The following is a 20,883-nucleotide window of genomic DNA, read 5'->3' on the forward strand; positions in this document are numbered from 1 at the left end:
TGATGAGAGCTATCGTATGTGAAGAAATTGATCGTTTGGTGCTGAAGGAATTGCCTCAGCCCGAAAGAGGTGAGGGAGAAGCACTGGTGGCTATTCAGCGAATTGGTATCTGTGGTACAGATTTGCATGCGTATAAAGGTAACCAGCCTTTTTTTACGTATCCTCGTATACTTGGTCATGAACTTGCAGGCATCATTGAAGAGATTGGCCCGAATGAGGCTGGTTTGCAGCCAGGGGACCAGGTAAGCATTATTCCTTATCTGCATTGTGGACATTGCATTGCTTGCCGCTCAGGCAAAACAAACTGTTGTGCATCGATGCAAGTGATGGGCGTACATGTGGACGGTGGCATGAGAGAACGGATTACAGTGCCTGTCTCCCATCTGCTTAGAGCAGAGGGGTTGACATTAGATGAGACAGCTATGGTTGAACCGCTTAGCATTGGGGCTCATGCTGTGCGCAGAGCTGCACTTCAACCAGGAGAGCGTGTCGTTGTTATTGGAGCCGGACCTATCGGGCTGGGAGTCATGGCCTTTGCCAAACAAGCAGGTGCATATGTCATTGCGGTGGATCGTAATCTGGACAGGCTGGAATTGAGCCGAACCTGGGCCGGGGTGGATGAGATCGTGCAGGCGGATGAACAGGCTCTGCAGCGAGTATCCGAGATTACTGGCGGTGATTATGCCACTGCTGTATTTGATGCGACAGGTAACGTACATTCCATGAATGGGGCGCTACCTTATGTGGCTCACGGTGGACAGTTGATTTTTGTTGGACTGGTGAAAGCCGATATTACGTTCCATGACCCGGAATTTCATAAGCGTGAGATGAGTATGCTGGGTAGCCGGAATGCAACACGCGAGGATTTTGAGCAGGTGTTATCGACGTTGCGTGACAAAAAATTAACGATGGATGGTTATATCACACATCGAGCGCCTTTTGATGAGTTGCCAACCGCAATGGATACTTGGCTGTTACCCGAATCACAAGTGGTAAAAGCAATCGTAGAATTATAATTTTCACAATTAAAAGGTTTGTACGAAGAAACGCTCTCTTCCCGGTAAATGAGCAATGGGGAACGATCCATTGGTTCATGGGAAGAGAGCGTTTTGTTATATCGTTATTTTCGCTAGCTATTTCATTTTTCTGGATTCGAGATAATACCTGCATGAGGGTCAATGTGCCGAACAATGGATTTTAACCAGATCATCTCCAGGAAATGGACTTCGTAATAAAGTGTTCCTGGAATCTGTTTGATCCAGACCTCCGCGCCAGCGATCGGGGAAGACTCCAGTGTTGCATCCAGCTTGCCAGGTTCCCTGCGCAGGCGGTTTCGTACAGCTTTTTCAACTTGAGCACGTTGCGTGGTCAGAATGCATATTTTGCGTTTGGGGGAGAATCCCCGGAATGCAAGGTACACCATTTCATAGGCAATCAGATAAGCAATGATAGAATACATGGCCTGATCCCAGCCAAAAACAACACCAGCAGCTGTCAATATGATCAAGTTAAGCAGCATGATTATTTTTTCGATAAGCATCCGTTTCCCGCTAAACACACGTTCAGGTGGCCTAGAAGACGGATCACCGATTTCCAGCGTATCCAGTGTCCCACCATACCGAACAACAAGCCCGATTCCGAGCCCCAGGCATAACCCGCCAAACATGGCAGCAGCCAAGGGATGCTCGACGAGCGGAGGCATGGGATGTAGTACAATGGCACCGATCGAAAAGACAACCAAACCCAGAACGGTTACAAGTACAAACTTTTTCTTCACGATCCTGTAGGATAGAAATATAAACGGAACATTGAATAAAAACAGGAACAAGCCGATTCGTAGCTCCGTCCAGTGTGCGAACAGAGAAGAGATCCCTGTTATGCCACCAATAATAATTTTATTGGGGTGCAGAAACAACTCAAGTCCCACGGAGGCCAGTATTCCGCCAATGATGACCAGAAACAGATTCAGCCAGCGGCGGGATGGCGATATGCTACTCTTCGTAGTACGTGGCACCGGATTAGCCGATATCAGAGGTGTTTTCACATGTCCATCCTCCTTCAGTGCGGCTTCGAGCCATTCTCCCTGGGTTCTTCACAGAAAGGTCAGCATGTAGCCGCTCAGTTGCTTAATACAAACCTAGGTCTGCTCTGCACAGACATGTTACTTAGCCTTCTTTCTGCAGAACTTTAGGCTCCTCTTTTTTCTTGCGAGGATCTTTGAACTTGAATATTTTATCCAAAATACGGAATACGTGTTTGGACTCTTTGGTTAACAGTGGCCCCAGAATAGCTAGGATTAATACATACAGCGCTGCAAATGGTTGAAGCAATGGTAATAATCCGCCGGCTTTACCCATATTGGCCATAATAATGGAGAACTCACCACGAGATACAATGGTTAATCCGATATTAGCAGATGCTTTTGGTGAAAGCCCTGCACTTCGTCCAGCCAGCATACCTGCGAGGAAGTTACCAAACAGTGTAATCACTACAGCAATCAAAGCGAGCCAAACGGCTTCACCGCCAAGGGACAATGGATCAATAGATAGTCCGAAGCTGAAGAAAAAGATAGCTCCAAAGAAATCTCGGAACGGCAGAATCAGATGTTCGATACGTTTAGCATGCTCCGTTTCCGCAAGCACAAGACCAACGAGCAACGCACCGATGGCTTCAGCAACATGGATCGTTTCCGAGAAACCAGCGACAAGGAACAATGCCCCGAAAACAACAAGTGAGAATAATTCGTTGGAACGAATTTTCAGCAATTTATTCAGTAGCGGTGTAGCTTTGCGTCCGATGATGATAACGATCAGCATGAAGCCCAGAGCAATCAGAGCGGACATGATTACGCCTCCGATGGAGGATGAATCACTGAGCACAAGTCCGGACAGGATGGAAATATAAACGGCGAGGAATACGTCCTCAAACATAATGATACCCAGAATCATCTCGGTCTCCGGATTGGCTGTTCGTTTCAGATCAACGAGCACCTTGGCTACAATGGCACTAGACGAGATCGTTGTTATACCTGCAATGATGAGTGCCTCAGCTGCCGGGAAACCGGAGGCAAAACCGAATACTAATCCGAGTGTGAAGTTAATCCCGATATAGATCGAGCCCCCCACAACGATAGAGCGACCCGATTTGACTAAACGACCTACAGAAAACTCCAGTCCCAGATAGAACAACAGGAACAAAATACCGATCCGACCCATAAAGTCGATGAAAGGCTGACTTTCAATAAATCGGAAGTCCAAATGCCAGATTTGCATGGCATGTGGCCCCACAGCCATTCCGATCAAAATGTAGAACGGAACAACCGAAAATCTCAGTTTTGCGGATAAAAGGCCGGCTGCTGCAATGAGCACCAGCGCCAGACCTACTTCAAAAATCAAATGATCCATCGAGTTACCCCCTTCCCGTCAGGAGGAGGGACTTGAAAAGCTTCTGCTGGTTGCGTTCGCCAACGGCGACTACCGTAGATTCTGCGCTAATCACAACCTCCGGACCTGGGCTGATGTGTTTTTTATGATTTTTCTCCACAACGGCAATGACCGTTGCGCCAGAGTTTTGACGTACATTCAGTTCACCAATGGATTTGCCAATGCATCCGAATGAAGCTTCGATTTTGTACCATTCGATAATCAGATCGTCAAAGGTGACTTCAATATTTTCAAGTTGCTTCGGTTTGTACGTTAATCCGCCAACGATGGCAGCAATCTGTCTTGCCTCATTGTCGTCAAGGGTGATCATAGAGATGCTTTGATCCGGGTCATCATATTCAAAATGATACATTTCACGGCGTCCATCATCGTGAATAATAATGACGATTTTATCACCGCTGCTCGTTTCGATTTGAAATTTTTTGCCGATTCCCGGCAAGTCTGTTTCGCGTACATCCATGGATAGTATGCCTCCTTAGTAATTGAGGCTGGCCATAGAAGGAAGGCTTTTTCTTCCCGTAATCAGTTCGTCTGCTGCTCAGGCGGAACATCAAATGGTGCGGGGAAACAGAGCCAGTAATTCCTGACACAGCCGAATATATGATGTGTAATCAAGATCAGTTTTGTGAAATAAAGTTCAACAAATAAACGATCACAAATAAAGTTCAAACCAGATGTTTCAAAAGTAACGTTTACATAATGGGTTATAAGTTATGCATGAGAACACCGTCTATAGCGAAGAGGTGACTCCATGCTCTGGCAACCTGACGAATACGGCAAACAGGCTCTTTACGAGCTCAGGCGTATCTCGGTGCCATTGGGGAGAGGGATAAATACATACTGGTGTATTTAATTGGCAACAGAAATAATCTGCGCTTGAACAGACAATACCACGGTTTAAAAGACAGACCTGCTGTAGGAATTCGCAGCACGATTAATAATGCGAGGACAAGAAATACAGGCTTGGTTTGCTTAACTGCAGCCAGCTTAGACATCACTTGCGGATTTTTGCGAATGACAGGTTTCTGCTGAGACTCGGGTATTTGAGAGAGTACTTCAAGCCCTTCTTTATTCGAAGTGGCATCGACGGATACACCAACGGCAGACTCTGTCTGCATTGGAATCGGGAAGCACAGCGCCTGAAAGACGCATAAAATGATGATAATCATGTGATGGAGCAGTCTAGGATGTTGTCTCATTTTCGGCTTCCCCCCTTCCGTGAAGATACTGTTATAAAAATAATAACACATTTTTGCGTGATCTCCAAACCATTCATTCATAGTTCACGAAACCTTCTATTATTCTTCTTTGCCAAAAAACGTTTGCTCGCGTTTTATGCTGAGAAATCATGACACCCTTTCCATCAAACCGCTTCGTATATCCCTTTGGGCCTTGCCATATACTTTGAAGAGAAAGGAAAGGAGTGATTCTTATGGAACTGTTTACAGTATGGACCGATGTGTCGGGGCAAGAGGAGGCAGCCCTTTTTCAACAATGCATTAAGGAAAAAATCAAAGGTTTACATATAAGTAAAAGAGGCTTCCGGCTCACCTTCAAACATAAGGATGGCAGAGCAGTTTGGACGTGCAGAGGCAATGAGAATCACGAAGATTTCCAGCAGTGGTTGCCACGAATCAGTGATTTGCTTTCCCTTGGTATTGCGGATTATATAATGGAAACCCAGGAACGAAGCATGGTAGAGAATATTATTGCCAAATCATGCTCGGTCATGGATGAACACGAAGTTGAGAAGGTTCACCGCATCTGCATGCCGCTGCTCGTGAATAGTGACTTGCATCAACCGGGTCTGCGGGAGCGCCGGCGCTCAACATTAGCGAGAGGTTTAAGGCAAGATTTGGAGGACATCCATTTTTTCCATCTCGAAGGCATCCTGAATTTCCGTATACGTGCCTACAAGCAGGAATTGCAGGAGCTTGTGGAATATGCACTCGATGAGTTCTGGATGGATCGTCAATATGAAGAGTTCATGGGACTGTTGAAGTATTTTGTATTTTTTCAGGAGGCTAAAGTTCCTTTAATCCATCTGATCCACAAGGGCAAACATGAATTTCAGGTGCTTGATGCGGGACTGAATCTGTTGCCTGTGCAAAAAGATGAACAAGTGGTTGTGGAGATGCCGGGGCTGGAACTGGAGATGGATATCGAGGATATGATCGTGAGTACGCTTATTTCCATATCGCCCGAAAAAGTCATGCTACACACCAGCACTCCCGATTTGCCCATCATCTCGACGATATGCCAGATCTTCGAAGATAAGGTGCAGATATGCCATCAATGTCCCGAATGCGAAGTGCTCCGTTCAGGATTGCTGACAAGTCTTGACGCAGGCGATCTGGGCAATTATAATAACTGTTGATACAAAAGCGTTGACAAAGACATGAATCACACGTTTGATCGGTGCAGAGAGAGGAACCTGGGCTGAAATTTCCTCCGGATATCGCGTATGGTTTACCCCTTTGGAGCTGCAATTTTGAAAATAAAACCGGTTAACCAATCCTTGTTAAGGATGGCGGTTTTGTGAGTAAGGATTTGCCGGGTCATGCCCGTTACCGACATGCCAATGAGGGCTGTTTTCCTGTATCAGGAACAATCAGCTGAATTAGGGTGGAACCACGAGACATAACACTCGTCCCTTGACCGGGACGGGTGTTTTTTGCGTTTTTTTTCGCTGATCCGAAAGCGAACTGGAAATACGCAATAGATGATCAGTCCATTGCAGGACAATGAAAATGGATGATGTTTATTTTACAGGAGGAATGAGACAAATGGCAGTAAACATTAAATTACCGGACGGTTCCATACGTGAGTACGCAGATGGGAGCAGTATTGAAGATGTAGCCGCTTCGATTAGCAGTGGACTTCGCAAAAATGCCGCAGCAGGTAAACTGGATGGCATCGTGGTGGATCTATCCACTCCAATTCATGAAGGGGCTCTGGTCGAGATCGTAACACTGGATTCACCGGAAGGTCTTGAAGTGATGCGTCACAGTACAGCTCACTTGCTTGCTCAGGCGGTAAAACGTCTGTACGGTAACAAAGAAGTTCATCTGGGCGTAGGGCCAGTCATTGAGGACGGATTCTACTATGACATGGATTTGGAACATCCGCTCAACCCGGAAGATTTACAGAAGATCGAGAAAGAAATGGAACGCATCGTCAATGAAAATCTGCCTATCGTGCGCAAAGAAGTTAGCCGTGCGGAAGCCATCAGCATTTTCAATGAAGTCGGCGACCCATACAAACTTGAATTAATCAATGCTTTACCGGAGGACAGTGTAATCACGATCTACGAGCAAGGCGAATTTTTCGACTTGTGCCGTGGACCACACGTGCCATCTACAAGCAAAATTAAAGTGTTCAAACTGATGAACGTAGCGGGTGCATACTGGCGCGGGGACAGCAAAAACAAAATGTTGCAACGGGTATACGGTACTGCTTTTGTGAAAAAAGCACAGCTGGACGAGCACTTGCACTTCCTGGAGGAAGCGCGCAAGCGTGACCATCGTAAACTCGGTAAGGAGCTGGAAATGTTCACGTTCTCGCAACTGGTGGGTCAAGGTCTGCCAATCTGGTTGCCTAACGGTGCCAAATTGCGTCGTACACTGGAACGTTACATCGTTGATCTGGAAGAAAGCCTAGGCTACCAGCACGTTTACACTCCTGTATTGGGGAACGTAGAGCTGTACAAAACATCCGGTCACTGGGAGCACTACCAGGAAGACATGTTCCCGAAAATGATCATGGACAATGAAGAATTGGTTCTTCGTCCGATGAACTGTCCTCACCACATGATGGTGTACAAATCCAATATGCACAGCTACCGCGATCTTCCGATCCGTATTGCCGAACTGGGCATGATGCATCGCTATGAAATGTCAGGCGCGTTGACAGGTCTGCACCGTGTACGTGCGATGACGCTGAATGATTCTCACATCTTTGCACGTCCGGATCAGATCAAAGAAGAGTTTGCCCGTGTTATCGAATTGATCCAAACGGTATATAAAGACTTTGGCATTCACGAATATCGTTTCCGTCTGTCTTACCGTGATCCGCAAGACACCGAGAAATACTTCCAGAACGATGAGATGTGGGAAATGTCTCAACGCATGCTGCGTGAAGTTGTGGAAGAACTTGATCTTCCGTTCTATGAAGCTGAAGGCGAAGCGGCGTTCTACGGTCCGAAGCTGGATGTACAGATCAAGACTGCGCTGGGCAAAGAAGAAACACTTTCTACCGTTCAACTGGACTTCTTGCTCCCTGAACGTTTTGAGCTTGAATACGTTGGTGATGACGGACAGAAGCATCGTCCGGTCGTTATCCACCGGGGCGTAATCAGTACAATGGAGCGTTTCACTGCATTTTTGCTGGAGAACTTTGCAGGTGCATTCCCGCTTTGGTTGTCTCCAGTACAAGCCAAAGTCATTCCGGTATCAGGAAATTACGACGAGTATGCGCGTGAAGTAGAAGCGAAGCTGAAACGTGCAGGAATCGCGGCAGAAGCAGATCTTCGTAATGAGAAGCTGGGGTACAAAATCCGTGAAGCACAGCTGGAAAAAATGCCTTACATGTTCGTTGTGGGCGAGAATGAGAAAAATGCTGCATCGGTATCCGTACGTAAACGCGGAGAGGGCGATCTGGGCATGAAGCTGGTGGATGAGATTGTTGCTCAGTTGAAAGAAGAAATTGCATCAAGACAAGTCTAGTTCAGCATCCTGTGTTGTAAAATAAATCTAACGAAACCGTCTGAGAACATGGCTGAATCCATCGTTCTCAGACGGTTTTTGTGTTTCTTTTTGTACTTATAGTCTGACAAAAGGTATAGGATGGATGCTTTTTGGTAACCCTTTGCAAGTGAGGGGGAGGTTATACCATGAAAAAGCATATTTTAAAATTCAATGAAAACCACAAGTTCATCATCATGTGCTGCTTCATATTTGCCGGGATTTTGATGAGTTTCAATGAGGCCAAGGCCTATATATTTGAAGAGGAAAGCACGGCAATACATGTCAAGCAATTAAATAACAATGACGAGCACGGTATGGTTCGTGATTTAAAATCCGGGCAGACGGGCGAGCAAAACCAACTCGAATCCGTATACACGGACAAGGCTCAATTGACTACACTCGTGTATATGGCTTTCATGTGGTCTCCACAGCCAATGGTGTTGCCAAAACCTGAATTACCAGCCAAACGAGTGGTTGAGCCTGCGGATCGTGCTATGCCAGTGCTTGCTCCGCGTTTAGAACAAATTTTGGAAACCCAAAAGGTGACGGCAACAGGATATACAGCAGGAGTCGAATCCACAGGTAAAACGCCAAAACATCCGCAATACGGTATTACGTATTCAGGCGTAAAAGTTCGTCGGGACAAGGAAACCGTATCTACCATTGCAGCCGATCCGAAGTTATTTCCGATGGGTTCCATATTGTATATACCCGGTTATGGTTACGGTATCGTTGCCGATACGGGTTCAGCCATTAAAGGCAACAAGATCGATCTGTATTTTCCGACGACCAAGCAGGTGTACAAAGAATGGGGCAAAAAGGATGTTGAAGTGCAAGTAATCAAGCAGGGTGCAGGGAAATGTACGGAGCAGATGCTGGCGGAGTTGTCCAAAGCGATTGATGTCTACAAAACTGTACCGGATTCCTGGCTGGACAAAGCCATCTGAGGATGGAATGTTATGCCTGAATAACAAAAAGGCTCTCTTCACATAATATTGACTGGGGACGAACCCCGCACTGCCACAAGCAGTGTAAATATGAAGAGAGAGGTGATTCGTTGTGGCAAAGAAATCCCAAGGTTACCAAACGCCAAACGAGAAGTACGATGCTGAATTTGGACAGGAGAATGGAAGCGCAGCTTCTAAAGTGAAGCAAGCCGCTCAAAACAAAGTACAAGACAATTTCCAAACACCTGATGAAAAATATAATGCCGAGTTTGGTGTAGAAAACACAGGTCAAACCGGCCGTGCAGGAAAAATGAAAAAGTAAGTTGCCATGGTCCGAGCATTAAGCTATGCAAGATGAATAAAAAATCGATGATGATCCGTACACCCTGGAGCGATTGCTCCGGGGTGTTTTCATTTCATGTTCCCGATTTCATGTTCCTTTTCGAAAATGATGAGAATTTACATAATTCTCCTCAGGCCTCAGTCTCAAGACCGAGACAATTTCCACCTGTCGGCGCTGTTAACCTTAGCATGTCTAAGGTACACTGGATATAGAATAAAGACAAAGGAGACATGAGTGATGAAACGATCTACGCTAGACCGTTGGTGGGTTGGTATACCTCTTATCGCTATAGGTGCACTGATCTTGCTCAGACAACTGGGATATGACATTGATATAGGATATATATTTAGAACATACTGGCCGGTGTTTTTGATCTGGTGGGGAGTGAAAGGCTTGACGGAAATTCGCCGTAATGGGGGATATGCTGCGATTGGGCCCGTTGTTGTGCTTTCCATTGGTGGATTCTTCCTTGCGCGTAACTTGGGCGTGATTGGTTATTCCCTGGGAGAATTCATTCGTTATCTAGTTCCAATTTTGCTGATCGGCGGCGGGTTATATGTATTAATTGGACCCGGTCATAGGGATCGGAAACCTCACGGAAATGGAAGCAAAACACCGCCTCCGCCGCCTGAGCAGCCATATAAGCCGTTGTCCCCTCAAGATTTGGAGATGCCCTCTTCGTTTGATGAAGAGTTCGAGAAGACATTTGGCAAACCCAAGCAAGAGCAACCCTCGAGTAAGCATCAATCCTTCCATTCCGAAGAGGGACCGAATCTGAAAAAAGACAGTGGGAAGTTCGGACAGTCTCATCAGAGTTACCATTCACATTCGGATGATCAGAAATTTGGAGGCTTTGGCCACGCTAATTCCCATAACTATAAGTATGGATATGAAGAAGGTTACGGCAAGACATTTAATAAATCCACTTTCATCGGTGACTTTCATATGGGCAAAGAAGTGTTTACGCTGAAACCGATGAACATCTCTTCATTTATTGGCGACACCGTTATTGATTTGACCAAGGCCCAGATTTCATATGGAGAAACTAAGATTGTCATTTCGCATTTTATTGGCGATGTTAAGATCTTTGTTCCGGAAGACATGGATCTGGGCATTTCACTGACCAGCAGCTCTTTTCTGGGAGACATGAAGCTTCTGGGTACAAAACGTGGAGGTTTTTTGGGAAATGCGCAGGAGGAAACTCCGCACTACCATGAAGCCGGTAAGAAGCTCCGCATTATTGTCAGTGTTTTTATTGGCGATGTCAAAGTAAACAAGGTGGATTAACCTATGATTCGAACGATTCTTAAGGCAAACAAGTGGGAACTGATGACGTATTTTGTGTTAACAGGATTGATTACAATCGGTGGATTCTACCTGTTATATGGGGATGTGCTTACAGGGGATAATCGCAACCGGGCATGGGCGTACATCGGAGTTGTCGTTGTAGGAACTGTGGTCACCGGATATATCGCCGCATTGCGGCTTCAGCGCAAAATTGATTTGCTCGATCTCAATATGTTGAAAGTATCTAAAGGAAATCTTGCCGTTCGCATGCCTGAAGCGGAAGATGCTTCCTTTGGACGGGTCTATCAGGAATTTAATGTGATGATGGAGTCCATTGAAAAGAAAATGAGGTTACTCCAGCGGCTTGGTGAGCAAGAGGTTATTGAAAAGGAACAGGCCTCTGAGCTTGCCGTTATCGAAGAACGTAAACGTATGGCAAGGGATCTGCATGACACGGTGAGTCAGCAACTATTCGCCATGCACATGTCTGCTTCATCCCTTCCACGTCTGCTTGAGATCAACCCGGAGCATGGTCGGAATGTACTCGACCAGTTAATTCAAATGTCCCATATTGCACAGCGCCAGATGCGTGGATTGATCGCGCAACTCAGGCCGATTGAATTGGAGGGGCGGGACCTAGCAGCAGCACTCGACAGCTGGTTCCCTGATTATTGTCGGCAAAATGGTTTAAAAGGCGTGAAAGAGCTGGAGTTGGATGGCGGAGTCTCGGATGCCATTGAGCACCAGCTGTTTCTCATTATTCAGGAGGCCGTAGCCAATGTTGTTAAACATGCTGAAGCGGGGCTCGTTAGTCTGGCTATCCGAGAATCGGAGCATCAGATTAGCATGAGCATCAGTGATGACGGGCAAGGTTTCCTGCAACAGACGGAGCGACCGGGCTCATATGGGTTGTCCACGATGCGAGAACGCGCGGAGAAGCTGGGCGGTCAAGTCCAGATTATATCCAAGCCTGGGGCGGGTACGACGGTACGAGTACTCATTCCGAAATTTGATAACGTGTCTGAGGAGGAAACAGAATGAATGGCAAAGTAAACGTAATGATTGTGGATGACCACGATATGGTACGAATGGGCTTGAAGACTTACCTCATGCTGGAGCCTACGTTCCATGTGATGGCGGAAGCAGGTAACGGGCAGCATGCACTCGATCAGCTGCGCCAGATGAAGGATTCGGAAATGCCGGACCTGATTCTTATGGATCTGATGATGCCGGTGATGAACGGAGCTGAGGCTACGCAAGCCATCATGTCTGAATTTCCGAATATGAAGATCGTCATGCTGACCAGTTTTCTGGAAGATGATCTCGTTGTTCAAGCGATTGAGGCAGGCGCAGTAAGTTATGTGCTCAAAACGGTATCTGCCGAAGAACTGATCTATGCTCTTCAAGGCGCTAACCGAGGGATGCCTGTGATGACAGGAGATGTGTCACAGGCGCTGACGCGAGGAATCCGGCAGCGGACGGCGAGGGAAAGTGAGTCCGGCCTTACGGATCGGGAGAAGGAAGTACTTTTACTTATTGCTGAAGGGAAAACCAACAAAGATATCGGAGAAGAATTACATATCAGTATTAAAACTGTTAAAACACATGTAAGTAACTTGCTGATGAAATGTGAAATGGATGATCGGACGCAACTGGCGATATACGCACATCGGCAAGGATGGGTGAAGAAACAAGGCTGAAAATGTTGCTATGACGGGAAAAAACAGCAAATGTTGCATGCTTTTATCTCCTTTTTAATTGTTTTTAAGGTACGATTAAGGTTCAAAGTACAAAATAAGGACAGTTAAAGAATATCTCTTGCAAATAAGAGATTGGGAGGTAGAGAGGCATGGACGAACGTAATTATAGATCAAATCGACAAGATGAGGAAAAAGAAACGAATCAAACTGAAAATCGCAATCCTGCCGGGAATGATGACTCCTCATATTATTATTCTTACGGACCTTTCCAGTCCGTGAGTCAGGAAGATACAGCTAGTGGCAACGGGCCAAGGCAAGAAGGAAACGTGGAGATCACAAGACCAGATCCAATAAAACCTGTGCCTTCTTACCATAGTAATGACGCCTCCGGTCAAACGGGTAGGATCTCTGGTGGTGGCGGTTCAGGTCACGGCGGAGGCCAAGGGAATGGAAATAACAACAATGGTAACTGGAACTATAACAGTCGCAGACCTCGTTCTTCTGTAAGATCACTTCTGTTCTCCTTTATCGCCGGCATGCTAGTCATTACTGTGCTGATGTATACAGCGGATAGAACGAACATGTTTACACCACAAGCCGCGCTTACGAATAATGGAACCGAATCTGCTCAGGAAACACCGAGTAACACAGGTGGAGGCAACAATGTGACGGCGTCCTTGTTGCCAACAGGGAAAGAGGATGTATCCTCTGTGGTGAAACAGGCGAGCCCGGCTGTCGTGAAAATTGAAACGCTGGCGAAACAGTCCACACGTGGTTCCGGACAAGGTGGAGCGAATACAAACGATCCGTTGTATCAATATTTCTTTGGTGGCGGACTTGGTGGACCTAGCGGAAATCAACAACAAGAACAAGGTCAACAACAGCCTCAAGCTAACAATCAACTCGTACCTATGGGGATTGGTTCCGGATTTATTTTTGATAAAGAAGGTTATATTTTGACGAACCAGCACGTTGTTCAAGGTGCAGATGTCATTCAGGTAACACTTGAGAACAATAGCAAGCCATATGAAGCTAAATTGCTTGGAAGCAGCTTTGATCTTGACCTTGCCGTGTTGAAAATTGAGAAAAATAGCGGAGATAAAGATTTTCCTGTAGCACCGCTCGGTAACTCAAATAGCACACAAGTTGGTGAATGGCTTGTAGCCATCGGTAACCCGGAAGGTTTTGAACATACCGTAACTGCCGGTGTTCTTAGCGCCAAAGAACGTACGATCAGCATTCCGGATCAAGAAACAGGTAAAACACGTGAATACAGCCACTTGTTGCAAACAGATGCTTCGATTAACCCGGGTAACTCGGGTGGTCCGTTGCTGAATCTGAATGGAGAAGTTATCGGTATGAACGTGGCCGTGAGTGCGGATGCTCAGGGTATCGGTTTTGCAATCCCGTCCAGTGTAATCTCTGAAGCGGTGAAGTATTTGAAAGAGAACAAAGATGTTCCGAAAGAACCAGTGCCGTTTATCGGTGCTTCTCTGATGAATCTCACCCCGGAAGTGGCTAAACAAATGGGAACAAATATTACGGAAGGCTCTGTTGTTGCAAGCACGGTGTACCAGTCGCCAGCTTATCAGTCTGATCTGAGACCGTATGATATCATTACCGGCGTAAATGGTACTCCAAAAGCAACAAGCCAGGATCTGATCGACTTTATCAAGACTCAGAAAGTCGGCGGAGAGATTACGTTGAATGTTGTACGTGACGGCAAGAAGATGGATGTGAAAGTGAAAATTGGAAACAAGTATGATTACGATACAACACAAACACAGCAACAATAATTGCAGCCATGATGAAGTAGATGAAGGTAAGAACGGAAGGGTTTGACGCCCTTCCGTTTTTTTGCACGATGTTTCTGTTCTGTTTTTGCATAGTTTCTCTATTATGGATTATGGAGAAGATGCGAATCGGGCTTTGGCCTGTTACAATGGGGATACAACGATAGGGTAAAGGAGAAAGACCATGCGATCAACGATTTTAATTGTAGATGACGACGAGAAAATTGTGTCTATGCTGCGCCGAGGCCTGGCATTTGAAGGATATGAGGTACAGACAGCTTCTAACGGAGCAGAAGGCCTAAGCAAGCTGATGGATAAGGAACCGGATATCGTAGTGCTCGATGTGATGATGCCGCAGATTGATGGCTTTGAGGTATGCCGCAGACTGAGAGAAGCAGGTAGTAAGGTCCCTGTACTGATGCTTACTGCCAAGGATGAGGTTCAGAGCAGGGTGACTGGACTGGATACCGGTGCTGATGATTATTTGGTGAAGCCGTTTGCACTGGAAGAATTGCTCGCACGTGTCCGTGCTTTGCTGCGTCGCAAAGCAGATATATCTAACGTTGTAGACAATCGCCTGGTATATGAAGATATTATTCTGGATAACGATTCACGCGAAGTGCTTCGGGATGGCAAACGTCTCGAACTGACAGCAAAAGAGTTTGAATTACTTAATCTGTTTATGCAAAATCCGAGACGGGTACTGTCTCGTGACCTTATTATGGATAAAATATGGGGATACGACTATAGCGGCGAGTCCAATGTGCTAGAGGTCTATATCGCGATGCTTAGACAGAAAACAGAAGAGCATGGTGGCAAACGTCTCATTCAGACGATCCGGGGAGCCGGCTATATTTTGAGAGGTGACTCGTAGCATGTCCATTCGGTTAAGACTAACCGCATGGTATTCGGGAATTCTGGCAGCCGTGCTGATCTTTTGGGGTGTGGTCATTTATGCTTTTGTGTATTTTAATACCTACAACGAAGTAGAACAGCAGTTAAGGGAAAAGAGTTTGAAGATTACCCAGCAGATCGGAGTTAATCCGTTATCACAGACGCTTGACCTGGAGCTTTTTGCAGAGAGTCAGCTTCAAGAAGCTCAAATCTATATTCAGTTGGTCGATTATCAGAGTGGATCGTATATGCGCTCGGACAATTTAGTTAAATCCAGAATTTCGTTTCCGATTGCTAAGATTCACAATATACGTGAGGAAATAGGGATTACTAAAATGGTCGTGGAGGGCATTCCTTTTCTCGTTAATCAGCAAGCGTTATCTCTCCAGGGAACGAACGAGATCAGAGGACTGTTACAAGTAGGGGCTAATGTCAGTTCACAGGAGCGTTTGCTCGAGGCATTGCGTAATATCCTGGTGTTTGGATGGCTTGTAGCTATGGCGCTTGCGATTACATCGGGTTTGATTCTTGCCCGCAAGTCTATGCGGCCGCTGGTTAATGTGATTGATGCGGCTAATCAGATTCAGTCTGGAGACGATCTTAGTGTACGTATTCAGTATTCGGGGCCGAAGGATGAGATTGGCCGTCTGATTGAAACGGTGAATAACATGCTGGAGCGTACCGAGTTGTCCTTCCGCGGCCTAGAGGAGACCAACGCGGCACAGCGGCGTTTCGTATCCGATGCTTCCCATGAGTTGCGGACACCGCTGACTACGATTCGGGGGAATGTCGATTTCCTGAAGAAGCTGTGGAATCAAGAAGGGAATGAGCGTCCGAATCTGGATGAAGAAACGATCAAGCAGATGTCTCTCGAAGCGATTGAGGATATGGCTGATGAAGGCAAACGTATGAGCCGTCTGATCAGCGACATGTTATCGCTTGCCAGAGCGGATACAGGTCAGAAAATTGAGCTTAATCCCATTCCGCTGCAGATTCTGGTGCAGGAAGTGGCACGCCGGGCCCAATTCCTGGACCGACAGGCTGACTGGATTCCAGGGGATCTGTCGATTCTGAACGGCATCTACGTGAATGGAAGCAAAGATTATCTGCAACAAGTCTTGTTTATTTTTATCGAAAATGCCTTTAAATACACCCCGGAGGGCTCGGTTACGCTGGATGCTCTGTTATACAAAGGACAGGTCGGATTACGGATCAGCGATACAGGGATCGGTATGGAACGGGATCAGGTGCCGTTTATTTTTGACCGTTTCTACCGTGCGGACGAATCCCGCGGAGCGACGCCGGGCATCGGACTTGGATTATCCATTGCCAAATGGATCATTGAGGAACATAACGGGTCGGTTGAAGTGGTAACGAGACGAGGAGAAGGAACCACTTTTATCATCTGGTTGCCTGTAGTCTTTGCCCCGCCTATCGAATAAAGGTATAATAGGATGAAGACTGCAATTACATCGGCCCATACAGCCGAAAAGAAAGCGGGTGGCAACCAAGTGGAAGTACTGCGAATTTCGCCGCGGGGATATTGTTACGGAGTTGTAGATGCCATGGTGCTTGCACGTCAGGCGGCACGCAACCTGGATTTACCACGGCCTATTTATATATTAGGTATGATTGTGCATAACAAACATGTGACAGATTCTTTTGAAGATGAGGGCATTATTACACTGGACGGTCCTAATCGGATGGAGATTTTGAATCAGGTGGAGAGTGGCACGATCATTTTTACGGCTCACGGTGTCTCGCCGGAGGTACGTAAGCTGGCTCGGGAGAAAGGTCTGACTACGGTGGATGCAACATGTCCAGATGTGACGAAGACTCATGATCTGATTCGGGAGAAGACGGCTGAAGGTTATGATATTATTTACATCGGTAAGAAAAATCACCCGGAACCGGAAGGTGCGATTGGTGTTGCCCCAGACCGTGTTCATCTGATTGAGAAAGAAGAAGAGATTGAAGGCTTGCGTGTGCCTGCGGGGAAAATTTTGATTACCAATCAGACGACAATGAGTCAATGGGACATCAAACACATCATGAGCCGGTTGCTGGAGAAATTCCCGGGTGCTGAAATTCATAACGAAATATGTCTCGCTACACAAGTACGTCAAGAAGCGGTAGCAGAGCAAGCCGGGCAGGCCGATCTTGTTATTGTTGTAGGCGATCCACGCAGCAATAACTCCAATCGTTTGGCACAAGTGTCCGAGGAGATTGCGGGCGTGACGGCATATCGTGTATCAGACGTATCTGAAATTCAACAAGATTGGTTGAAAGGTGTGCAGAAAGTGGCTGTGACGTCAGGCGCCTCAACACCAACACCAATTACCAAGGAAGTTATTCAATATCTGGAGCAGTACGAGCATGATCAGCCGGAAACGTGGGAAATCAAACGTACCGTTAATATGAGCAAGCTATTGCCTCCGGTTCGGGAGAAGACACGTACCACATAGTTACAAAAGTGAATAAGAAACATCCTGCTGTGCAGATCCTCGTTTCATTTGGATGTGATATAGCAGGATGTTTTTTTGTCCATACATTTTATATTTTATTTGTAGATAGTACCGGATATAGTGATCACTTCTTGACGATAGGAAGAAACTGTGTTATATTTGCTTTAGTGATTAAAAGCTTAAAAGCGAACAAGCGTTTAAGCGTGACAGAATTTTTTTGATACGGACTACAAGAAAATCAGACGCACGATATAATCGAGTGCTCTTATACAAGGAAGGATGGGACAATTTTATGATCGTAATCGCAGGCAAAGCTACCTCGGAGGACCAAATTCAAGATATCGTTAGTGTGATTGAAAAGGAAGGGCTGCAAGCACATGTATCCCGTGGAGAGGATCGCACCATCATTGGATTAATTGGTAAAGTTGAACCTAAAATGCAAGAACACTTGCGCCAAATGAAGGGCGTCGAGAACGTGGTGAAGATTTCGAAATCTTATAAATTAGCAAGTCGTGACTTCCATCCAGAAGATACCGTAATTTCGATCAAAGGTGTAGATATCGGCGGGAAAGAGCTTGTCGTTATGGGCGGACCTTGTGCGGTTGAATCTGCAGCACAGATTGATGAAATTGCCGGACTTGTGAAAGCTGCGGGTGGTCAAGTTCTTCGTGGTGGTGCCTTTAAACCACGTACAGGACCGTATAGCTTCCAGGGAACAGGTGTAGAAGGTCTGATCATGATGGCGGAAGCGGGCCAGAAGCATAATCTATTGACGATTACCGAAGTCATGACGCCTGAATACGTAGATATTTGTGCAGAGTATGCGGATATTCTGCAGGTGGGTACACGTAACATGCAGAACTTCGACTTGTTGCGCAAGTTAGGTGAGTGCGGCAAACCGGTATTGTTGAAGCGCGGATTCAGTGCGACATACGATGAATTGCTTAATGCGGCGGAGTACATCCTCGCTGGTGGCAATCCGAATGTGATGTTATGTGAACGTGGTATCCGTACGTTTGAACAATACACTCGTAATACACTGGATCTTTCAGCAATCCCTGTCTTGCAGTCTCTGAGCCATCTGCCAGTTATCTCTGACCCAAGCCATGGCACAGGACGCCGTGAACTGGTGGAACCAATGACCAAAGCCTCGGTAGCCGCAGGAGCTAACGGCTTGATCATTGAGATGCACACAGATCCTGATAACTCTATGACTGGAGATGGAGTGCAGTCTCTGTTCCCTGACCAGTTTGCAAACTTGTTACAAGATCTGGAGAAACTAGCTCCGATTGTGGGAAAAACATTTAACACAGCTAAACAGCCTGCTGCATTTTTCCCGGCACGTGTAGGCGTATAATTAACACGGTTATAGAGATTTGAAGAGTCAAAACCGGACTTCTGTTCAGATTTGTTCCTTGTGAACAATTTGGGTAGATGTCCGGTTTTTCGTCTATTTTGCGTAGATGAACATATTTATTAATCAAAGGTGATAAGAAACATTTATGATGTCATGTTTTTCCATGATTTAGGGTATTTTCAGGGTTGCTTTACCGCATTAAATCGTTCAAATGCAAATGATTTACGTTGTTATATGCATTTTTTAATATTATAAAGTGTAAGTATACCTGACATGCTCGCAAAAAATACCTTACATAAGTATTGACGATGTTATGTTTCAGAATTTATAATGACGACAGAAAAAAATTCGAATATATAGACATTTTCTTCGTGGGGTTGTTTAATGTTCGGAATATTTGGGAGGACGAATACATGTCGGTTGAAAACGTATTGAAATCAATTCAAGAGAACAACATCGAGTGGGTAGATTTTCGTTTTGTAGATTTGGCTGGTCGTGCGCATCATATCTCTTTGCCAGCTTCGGCTGTTGATGCAGACACGTTCGTAAATGGAGTAGCGTTTGATGGTTCTTCTATCCAAGGTTTCCGCGGTATTGAAGAGTCCGATATGGTTATGATGCCTGACCCTGAAGCGACTTATGTCGATCCGTTCACTGCACACCCTACATTGAATGTTATGTGTGACATTTTCACGCCGGATGGCGAGCGTTATGAGCGTGACCCACGCAGTATCGCGGTTAAAGCTGAAGCTTTCCTGAAAGAAAGCGGCGTAGGTACTGCAGCGTTCTTCGCACCAGAGTCCGAGTTCTTCATCTTTGACGATGTTCGTTATGAGAGCGGCACGAACAGCTCTTCTTACTTCGTTGATTCCGAAGAAGCAGCATGGAACACAAACCGCAAAGAAGAAGGCGGCAACCTGGGCTTTAAAGTTCGCACTAAAGGTGGATATGTTCCAGTAGCTCCAGTGGATACGCAACAAGATATCCGCAGCGAAATGTGTCGTTTGTTGGAAGAAGCGGGTTTGTCCATCGAGCGTCATCACCATGAAGTAGCGACTGCGGGTCAAGCTGAGATCAACTTCCGTTTTGATACGTTGAAGAAAACAGCAGATAACCTGCTTGTATACAAATACATCGTGCACAATACGGCACGTCAATATGGCAAAGTAGCAACATTCATGCCAAAACCATTGTTTGGTGATAACGGAAGCGGAATGCACGTTCACCAATCGATCTTCGACGGAGATTCCCCATTGTTCTATGACAAAGGCGGTTATGCTAACCTGAGCGAAATGGCTCTGCACTACATCGGAGGTATCCTGTACCACGCTCCAGCACTGATTGCTTTGACGAACCCGAGCACGAACTCGTTCAAACGTCTGGTTCCTGGTTATGAAGCACCGGTTAACTTGGTATACTCCAAAGGTAACCGTTCCGCAGCTGTACGTATCCCGGTAGCGGCTGTAACGCCTAAAGGCTGTCGTATCGAATTCCGTACACCGGACTCCACAGCTAACCCATACTTGGCATTCTCTGCAATGTTGATGGCTGGTCTGGACGGAATCAAACGCAAAATCAACCCAACTGAGCTTGGATATGGTCCTCTGGATAAAAACATCTATGACCTGTCTGATGCAGACAAAGAAAACATCCGCAGTGTGCCGGCTTCCCTCGAAGAAGCACTTGATGCACTTGCAGCTGACAATGAGTTCTTGACTGAAGGCGGCGTGTTCACTAAAGAATTCATCGATAACTACATCAACCTCAAACGCGATGAAGCTAAAGCTGTTGCGATCCGCATTCATCCGCATGAGTACAGCCTCTACTTCGACTGCTAATCAGTTGGAGTCAGAACGAAATTGTTCCAATTCAAAGCCTCCGGGATGCGCTCTCGGAGGCTTTTCCTTGA

Annotated in this window: 18 protein-coding genes; 14 read left to right on the top strand and 4 right to left on the bottom strand. The window is 46.1% G+C overall.

What is annotated here, in order from left to right; translation table 11 throughout:
- Positions 1-2: 2 nt before the first annotated feature.
- Entirely contained in the window at positions 3-1,016 is a 1,014-nt protein-coding gene (locus tag FS818_RS01610) for a zinc-binding alcohol dehydrogenase family protein (protein WP_145328997.1), read from the top strand.
- 122 nt (positions 1,017-1,138) lie between these two features.
- Here the strand turns inward: FS818_RS01610 and FS818_RS01615 are convergent, their stop codons facing one another.
- From FS818_RS01615 to FS818_RS01630, 4 genes are all read right to left on the bottom strand, one after another.
- Entirely contained in the window at positions 1,139-2,044 is a 906-nt protein-coding gene (locus FS818_RS01615; RefSeq protein WP_186331512.1) for a YitT family protein, read from the bottom strand.
- Between the two features lie 121 nt (positions 2,045-2,165).
- A complete protein-coding gene (locus tag FS818_RS01620; protein WP_145329001.1) occupies positions 2,166-3,404 on the bottom strand; it encodes a cation:proton antiporter in 1,239 nt (412 codons plus the stop codon).
- A 4-nt stretch (positions 3,405-3,408) separates the two neighbouring features.
- Positions 3,409-3,903 carry a cation:proton antiporter regulatory subunit gene (locus tag FS818_RS01625; protein WP_090919862.1) on the bottom strand — a complete coding sequence of 165 codons (495 nt, stop codon included), beginning with the start codon at positions 3,901-3,903 and terminating at the stop codon, positions 3,409-3,411.
- A 337-nt stretch (positions 3,904-4,240) separates the two neighbouring features.
- Positions 4,241-4,642 carry a hypothetical protein gene (locus tag FS818_RS01630; protein ID WP_139168886.1) on the bottom strand — a complete coding sequence of 134 codons (402 nt, stop codon included), beginning with the start codon at positions 4,640-4,642 and terminating at the stop codon, positions 4,241-4,243.
- Positions 4,643-4,875: 233 nt separating this feature from the next.
- Here FS818_RS01630 and FS818_RS01635 point away from each other — a divergent pair, with 233 nt between their 5' ends.
- The 13 genes from FS818_RS01635 to glnA all read left to right on the top strand — a co-directional run bounded on the left by FS818_RS01635 (position 4,876) and on the right by glnA (position 20,812).
- Positions 4,876-5,820, top strand: coding sequence for a putative sporulation protein YtxC (locus FS818_RS01635; protein ID WP_145329003.1), 945 nt, complete (start codon positions 4,876-4,878; stop codon positions 5,818-5,820).
- A gap of 409 nt (positions 5,821-6,229) precedes the next feature.
- The gene (gene thrS, locus FS818_RS01640) at positions 6,230-8,167 is read left to right on the top strand and encodes a threonine--tRNA ligase (protein WP_145329005.1); all 1,938 of its coding nucleotides are present in this window, start codon (positions 6,230-6,232) and stop codon (positions 8,165-8,167) included.
- A 455-nt stretch (positions 8,168-8,622) separates the two neighbouring features.
- The gene (locus tag FS818_RS29545) at positions 8,623-9,135 is read left to right on the top strand and encodes a 3D domain-containing protein (RefSeq protein ID WP_397351756.1); all 513 of its coding nucleotides are present in this window, start codon (positions 8,623-8,625) and stop codon (positions 9,133-9,135) included.
- Between the two features lie 112 nt (positions 9,136-9,247).
- Positions 9,248-9,457 (top strand): hypothetical protein, encoded by a 210-nt coding sequence (locus FS818_RS01650; RefSeq protein WP_145329007.1) that lies wholly within the window; start codon positions 9,248-9,250, stop codon positions 9,455-9,457.
- Between the two features lie 258 nt (positions 9,458-9,715).
- Complete coding sequence (gene liaF, locus FS818_RS01655; RefSeq protein WP_145329009.1) at positions 9,716-10,765, top strand: cell wall-active antibiotics response protein LiaF; 1,050 nt, start codon at positions 9,716-9,718, stop codon at positions 10,763-10,765.
- Positions 10,766-10,768: 3 nt separating this feature from the next.
- A complete protein-coding gene (locus FS818_RS01660) occupies positions 10,769-11,806 on the top strand; it encodes a sensor histidine kinase (RefSeq protein ID WP_145329012.1) in 1,038 nt (345 codons plus the stop codon).
- Complete coding sequence (locus FS818_RS01665) at positions 11,803-12,465, top strand: response regulator (protein WP_145329014.1); 663 nt, start codon at positions 11,803-11,805, stop codon at positions 12,463-12,465. The genes FS818_RS01660 and FS818_RS01665 overlap by 4 nt, the downstream gene beginning before the upstream one ends.
- Before the next feature lie 149 nt (positions 12,466-12,614).
- The gene (locus FS818_RS01670; RefSeq protein ID WP_145329016.1) at positions 12,615-14,261 is read left to right on the top strand and encodes a S1C family serine protease; all 1,647 of its coding nucleotides are present in this window, start codon (positions 12,615-12,617) and stop codon (positions 14,259-14,261) included.
- A 181-nt stretch (positions 14,262-14,442) separates the two neighbouring features.
- Complete coding sequence (locus tag FS818_RS01675; RefSeq protein ID WP_090919888.1) at positions 14,443-15,132, top strand: response regulator transcription factor; 690 nt, start codon at positions 14,443-14,445, stop codon at positions 15,130-15,132.
- 1 nt (position 15,133) lies between these two features.
- The gene (locus tag FS818_RS01680; RefSeq protein WP_145329018.1) at positions 15,134-16,594 is read left to right on the top strand and encodes a sensor histidine kinase; all 1,461 of its coding nucleotides are present in this window, start codon (positions 15,134-15,136) and stop codon (positions 16,592-16,594) included.
- Between the two features lie 69 nt (positions 16,595-16,663).
- Entirely contained in the window at positions 16,664-17,617 is a 954-nt protein-coding gene (locus FS818_RS01685; RefSeq protein ID WP_145332713.1) for a 4-hydroxy-3-methylbut-2-enyl diphosphate reductase, read from the top strand.
- Positions 17,618-17,909: 292 nt separating this feature from the next.
- Complete coding sequence (aroF, locus tag FS818_RS01690) at positions 17,910-18,974, top strand: 3-deoxy-7-phosphoheptulonate synthase (RefSeq protein WP_090919894.1); 1,065 nt, start codon at positions 17,910-17,912, stop codon at positions 18,972-18,974.
- A gap of 413 nt (positions 18,975-19,387) precedes the next feature.
- Positions 19,388-20,812, top strand: coding sequence for a type I glutamate--ammonia ligase (gene glnA / locus FS818_RS01695; RefSeq protein ID WP_145329020.1), 1,425 nt, complete (start codon positions 19,388-19,390; stop codon positions 20,810-20,812).
- The last annotated feature ends 71 nt before the right edge of the window (positions 20,813-20,883 follow it).

It is taken from the genome of Paenibacillus xylanexedens (genome assembly GCF_007680605.1).
In the GTDB taxonomy this organism is placed as follows: domain Bacteria; phylum Bacillota; class Bacilli; order Paenibacillales; family Paenibacillaceae; genus Paenibacillus; species Paenibacillus xylanexedens_B.

Coding starts and splice junctions, on each gene's coding strand:
- FS818_RS01610 (WP_145328997.1), top strand. CDS start 3: ATGAGAGCTATCGTATGTGAAGAAATTGATCGTTTGGTGCTGAAGGAA.
- FS818_RS01620 (WP_145329001.1), bottom strand. CDS start 3,404: ATGGATCATTTGATTTTTGAAGTAGGTCTGGCGCTGGTGCTCATTGCA.
- FS818_RS01625 (WP_090919862.1), bottom strand. CDS start 3,903: ATGGATGTACGCGAAACAGACTTGCCGGGAATCGGCAAAAAATTTCAA.
- FS818_RS01630 (WP_139168886.1), bottom strand. CDS start 4,642: ATGAGACAACATCCTAGACTGCTCCATCACATGATTATCATCATTTTA.
- FS818_RS01635 (WP_145329003.1), top strand. CDS start 4,876: ATGGAACTGTTTACAGTATGGACCGATGTGTCGGGGCAAGAGGAGGCA.
- thrS (WP_145329005.1), top strand. CDS start 6,230: ATGGCAGTAAACATTAAATTACCGGACGGTTCCATACGTGAGTACGCA.
- FS818_RS29545 (WP_397351756.1), top strand. CDS start 8,623: ATGGTGTTGCCAAAACCTGAATTACCAGCCAAACGAGTGGTTGAGCCT.
- liaF (WP_145329009.1), top strand. CDS start 9,716: ATGAAACGATCTACGCTAGACCGTTGGTGGGTTGGTATACCTCTTATC.
- FS818_RS01660 (WP_145329012.1), top strand. CDS start 10,769: ATGATTCGAACGATTCTTAAGGCAAACAAGTGGGAACTGATGACGTAT.
- FS818_RS01665 (WP_145329014.1), top strand. CDS start 11,803: ATGAATGGCAAAGTAAACGTAATGATTGTGGATGACCACGATATGGTA.
- FS818_RS01670 (WP_145329016.1), top strand. CDS start 12,615: ATGGACGAACGTAATTATAGATCAAATCGACAAGATGAGGAAAAAGAA.
- FS818_RS01675 (WP_090919888.1), top strand. CDS start 14,443: ATGCGATCAACGATTTTAATTGTAGATGACGACGAGAAAATTGTGTCT.
- FS818_RS01680 (WP_145329018.1), top strand. CDS start 15,134: ATGTCCATTCGGTTAAGACTAACCGCATGGTATTCGGGAATTCTGGCA.
- aroF (WP_090919894.1), top strand. CDS start 17,910: ATGATCGTAATCGCAGGCAAAGCTACCTCGGAGGACCAAATTCAAGAT.
- glnA (WP_145329020.1), top strand. CDS start 19,388: ATGTCGGTTGAAAACGTATTGAAATCAATTCAAGAGAACAACATCGAG.